At 26.4% G+C, this 4159-nt stretch carries 3 protein-coding genes and 1 pseudogene; all 4 read left to right on the top strand.

Going from position 1 to position 4159, the window contains the following annotated elements:
• The first annotated feature begins 261 nt into the window (after nt 1–261).
• Nucleotides 262–1086, top strand: coding sequence for an ankyrin repeat domain-containing protein (locus Q1J76_RS06910; protein ID WP_300368818.1), 825 nt, complete (start codon nt 262–264; stop codon nt 1084–1086).
• 63 nt (nt 1087–1149) lie between these two features.
• The gene (locus Q1J76_RS06905; RefSeq protein WP_300368815.1) at nt 1150–1980 is read left to right on the top strand and encodes a RecB family exonuclease; all 831 of its coding nucleotides are present in this window, start codon (nt 1150–1152) and stop codon (nt 1978–1980) included.
• A gap of 63 nt (nt 1981–2043) precedes the next feature.
• Nucleotides 2044–3324: a GNAT family N-acetyltransferase gene (locus Q1J76_RS06900; protein ID WP_300368812.1), complete on the top strand. Its 1281-nt coding sequence runs from the start codon at nt 2044–2046 to the stop codon at nt 3322–3324.
• A gap of 463 nt (nt 3325–3787) precedes the next feature.
• Nucleotides 3788–4033 (top strand): annotated as a pseudogene (locus tag Q1J76_RS06895) (TRAM domain-containing protein); the annotation flags it as partial.
• Between the last annotated feature and the right edge of the window lie 126 nt (nt 4034–4159).

Here is a 4159-nt window from a genome sequence, read left to right as displayed (position 1 = left end):
TGCTTGTTGCTTGTTGCTTGTTGCTTGTTGCTTGTTGCTTGTTGCTTGTTGCTTGTTGCTTGTTGCTTGTTGCTTGTTGCTTGTTGCTTGTTGCTTGTTGCTTGTTCATTATCCATCATACTCCTTATGATATAATATTAATTTATATAAGTCAATATAGCAACTATATTATATAAAAATTATCATATAAATTGTTGTATATTTTGAATTTTTGTACTATAATTTATAATAATATTATTTATTATGAGGATAATATAATTTATGAAAAAAATATATATTTCTTTTCTTTTATTTTTATTGACTTTAGTTTTGCATTCGCAAGAAATTACAAATGGCAATGATATATTTTTTAGTTCAATAGAGAGCGGAGATATAATTAAGGTAAGAGAATTGATATCTCAAGGTGCAGATGTCAATGCTGTTAATGGAGAGGGCTGGTCAGCTTTGCATATAGCGGTTAAAGCCAATAATGTAGCAATAGTAAAAGAATTATTATCGAATAAAAAAATCAATATGGATCCTATTTTACCAGTGGATACTATATTAATGGATGGAGAAAATAAATGGTATGCAGATGGACAAACACCTCTTTTGCTAGCTTCTTATTATGGATATTCTGACTTGGTAACTATACTTATAAATTATGGTGCTGATATTATGGCAAAAGATACTATAGATGATGCTATGGCTATACATATTGCATCTGCTAAAGGATATCATAATGTGGTTTCTGCTATATTAGAAGCATCAAAAAATTCTTCTACTGATATGGTTAATGTTGGAGATAATACAGGAACTTCTCCTTTAATGTGGGCTGCTATGAATAATCAAGTATCTGTTATAGCTATTTTGTTAAAATATAATGCTAATGTAAATTTGCAAGATGATGATGGTTGGACTGCTTTGCATTTTGCTTCTGCTTCAGATAGTTATAGAGCAGTTGAAATAATTTTGAGAAATAAGGCTGATGCCAATATAACTGATATTGAAGGTAAAAAGGCTATTGATCTTACTTCAGACAGAGATATACAGGCATTATTAAATAAATACACTAATAATATAGAAAGTACAGAAAGTACAAATTGATTATATTTTCTTTTAAATAATATATAATCAATTTGTGAAAATATTTTTTTAGAAGATAGTTTTATGGAAGCAAAGAAATTACAAAGATTCAGTGAATACAGCCTTTCTACATATTTGCTTTGCCCTAGAAAATATAGATATACTTATATAGAAAAGCCTTTTAAAAAGCAAAAAAGAAGTGTAAATGTTTATTTTATATTTGGTAATGCCATTCATTTGACCTGCAAAGAATTTTATGAACAAAGAGCAGAGGATAGAACTTTAGAAAATCTATATAATATATTTAGAAATGTATGGAAAAGAAGCGGAATAAGAGCTTTTTTTAATAGCAGAGATGAAGAAAAAGAATTGGGAGAAAGAGGTCTTTATATGCTTTCTAATTTCTTTAATTCATTTGGTCAGAAAGTACCATATAAGATAGAAAGCTATATGGAGAATAGGGTTAGGGATTATATTTTATTTGGAAGAATAGACAGAATAGATTTATCTGCTGATGGTACATTACAGATTGTGGATTATAAAACTACAAAATATTATGATGTGGGCGAAGATAATGAAGAGAGAGATAGAAAAACAATACAGTTGAAATTATATGCTTGTATATTAGATGGAATGAAATGCAAGGTTACAAGCGGTTCTTATTATCATTTTGAAGATGATAAATTTGATACTATAGAGTTTACTTCTGAGTCTATTAATTATTTAAGAGAGTGGTTTGATGAGATAGTTGATGATATAAGGTATGATAGGGCTTTCGATAAAAAGATGGGTAGACATTGTGAGTTTTGCGATTTTTTCAAATTATGTAATGGTAAAGAAGATGATATTGATAATTTGGTGCTTCCTTCCGATGAATTATTTATGGCTAATATAGAAAATTCTTATAATAATTAAAATTGACAATTATCAATATTTTTATTATATTATTGTATATTATGTAAATATGGGTGAAATTTTATGAGTGTTCATCATAATAAAGAAGATTCTAAATATGATATAATAAAAAAAAAGAAAGATAAATTTAAAATAAGATATTTAACATTAAAAGATTTAGATGATTTTAATAATTTATTAAGATATGCATTTCAAGTTAGTAATAATGAACTTATCAATCTGGGTTATGATGCTGATGAAATTAAGCAGGCTAAATCTGCAGTATTAAGTAAAGCCAAAGTTCTAGGTTGGTTTGATGGGGAAAAGCTTGCTTCTCAAATAGCAGTTTATCCTATGAAAATGAATATACATGGTGTTATATATAAAATGGCTGGAGTTACAGGTGTTGCCACTTATCCTGAATATTCAAATCTTGGTCTTATGAATGATTTAATGATAAAAAGTATTGAAAATATGAAGAAAGAAGGTCAAACTATATCAGTATTATATCCATATTCAATACCGTTCTATAGAAGAAAGGGCTGGGAAATTATTTCTGATAAGATGAGTTTTGATATTAAAGATACTCAGCTTCCTAAAACTATTGCCAATAAGGGCAGGGTAGATAGAGTTGCTATTGACAGTAATGAACTTAAAGAATTATATAATAAATTTTCTTATATGCGACATGGTTCTTTATTGAGAGGCGATTTGGAATGGGAAGAGTATTGGAGATGGGAAGTTGATGATACTATAGTTGCTATATATTATGATGAAAAAGATGAGGCTAAAGGTTTTTTAGTTTATGTTATAGAGAATGATATTTTTCATATAAAAGAAATGGTTTATCTTAATTTAGAAGCAAGACTTGGACTTTGGAATTATATATCTGCTCATTTTTCTATGGTTGATAAAGTTCATGGCTATAATTATACTAATGAACCTATGGCATTTTTACTTGAGGATAGTGAGATAAAAGAAACTATAAGACCTTATATAATGGCTAGAATTACAGATGTTAAGGCATTTATCAATGATTATCCTTTTGCAAGAAAACCTAAAAACAAAAAAATTAATTTGATAATCAAAGATAATATGGCTAAATGGAATAACGGCAGTTTTTTGCTTTATTGGGACGAGAATAAAAATACTATTTGTAAAAGACTTAATAAAGAATATAAAAGAAATGGTAAGGATAGATATATTATAAAGATGGATATTCAAACACTTACTACTATGCTTATGAGTTATAAAACGCCTTCTTATCTATACAAGATAGGAAGAATAGAAGCCAGTATAAAGGGAATAAATTTATTGGAATCTCTTATACCTAAAGAGCAGGTTTATTTTTCTGATTATTTTTAATTGTTTATTTTTTTGTATATAATTTTTTATTAAAATTAAGATTGTATATTAAGTTTATTTGTTATATTTTATGAGCGAATGGTTTTTTATTTATTAACCTATAAAAAATTATGAGCGTATATTAAGTTTATTTGATATATTTTATAAGCGAATGGTTTTTTATTTGATGAACTTATTAAAATTAAGATTGTATATTAAGTTTATTTGTTATATTTTATAAGCGAATAATTTTTTATTTATTAACCTATAAAAAATTATGAGCGTATATTAAGTTTATTTGATATATTTTATGAGCGAATGGTTTTTTATTTATTAACCTATAAAAAATTATGAGCGTATATTAAGTTTATTTGATATATTTTATAAGCGAATGATTTTTTATTTGATGAACTTATTAAAATTAAGATTGTATATTAAGTTTATTTGATATATTTTATGAGCGAATGGTTTTTTATTTATATATATGAAAGTAAAAATGATAGATACCGCTTACGGCGGATACGGAATTACAAAAGATGAAAATGGGAAAGTCGTATTTATTCCCCATACTGTTGAAGATGATGTATTGTATATTACAATAACAAAAGAAAGTAAAAAATTTTCTTATGCATCTGTGAATGAAATAATAGAAGCATCTCCTTATAGAATAAAGCCTTTGTGTAAATATACTGGTATTTGTGGCGGATGTTTATTTAATCATATTGATTATAAGGGGCTGTCCTAGATAACTAAAAAAGCTCCTTCTTTGCTAAATTATATACTATTTCTAATTGTTTTTCAACTTTTGGAGTATTAAAGCGAAATTGACATTCTTTAATAAATAAATGAAAATGTT

Source organism: Brachyspira sp. (assembly GCF_029258575.1).
In the GTDB taxonomy this organism is placed as follows: domain Bacteria; phylum Spirochaetota; class Brachyspiria; order Brachyspirales; family Brachyspiraceae; genus Brachyspira.
The sequence above is the reverse complement of the archived record's forward strand: the minus strand, read 5'-3'. Positions and strand labels throughout refer to the sequence as shown.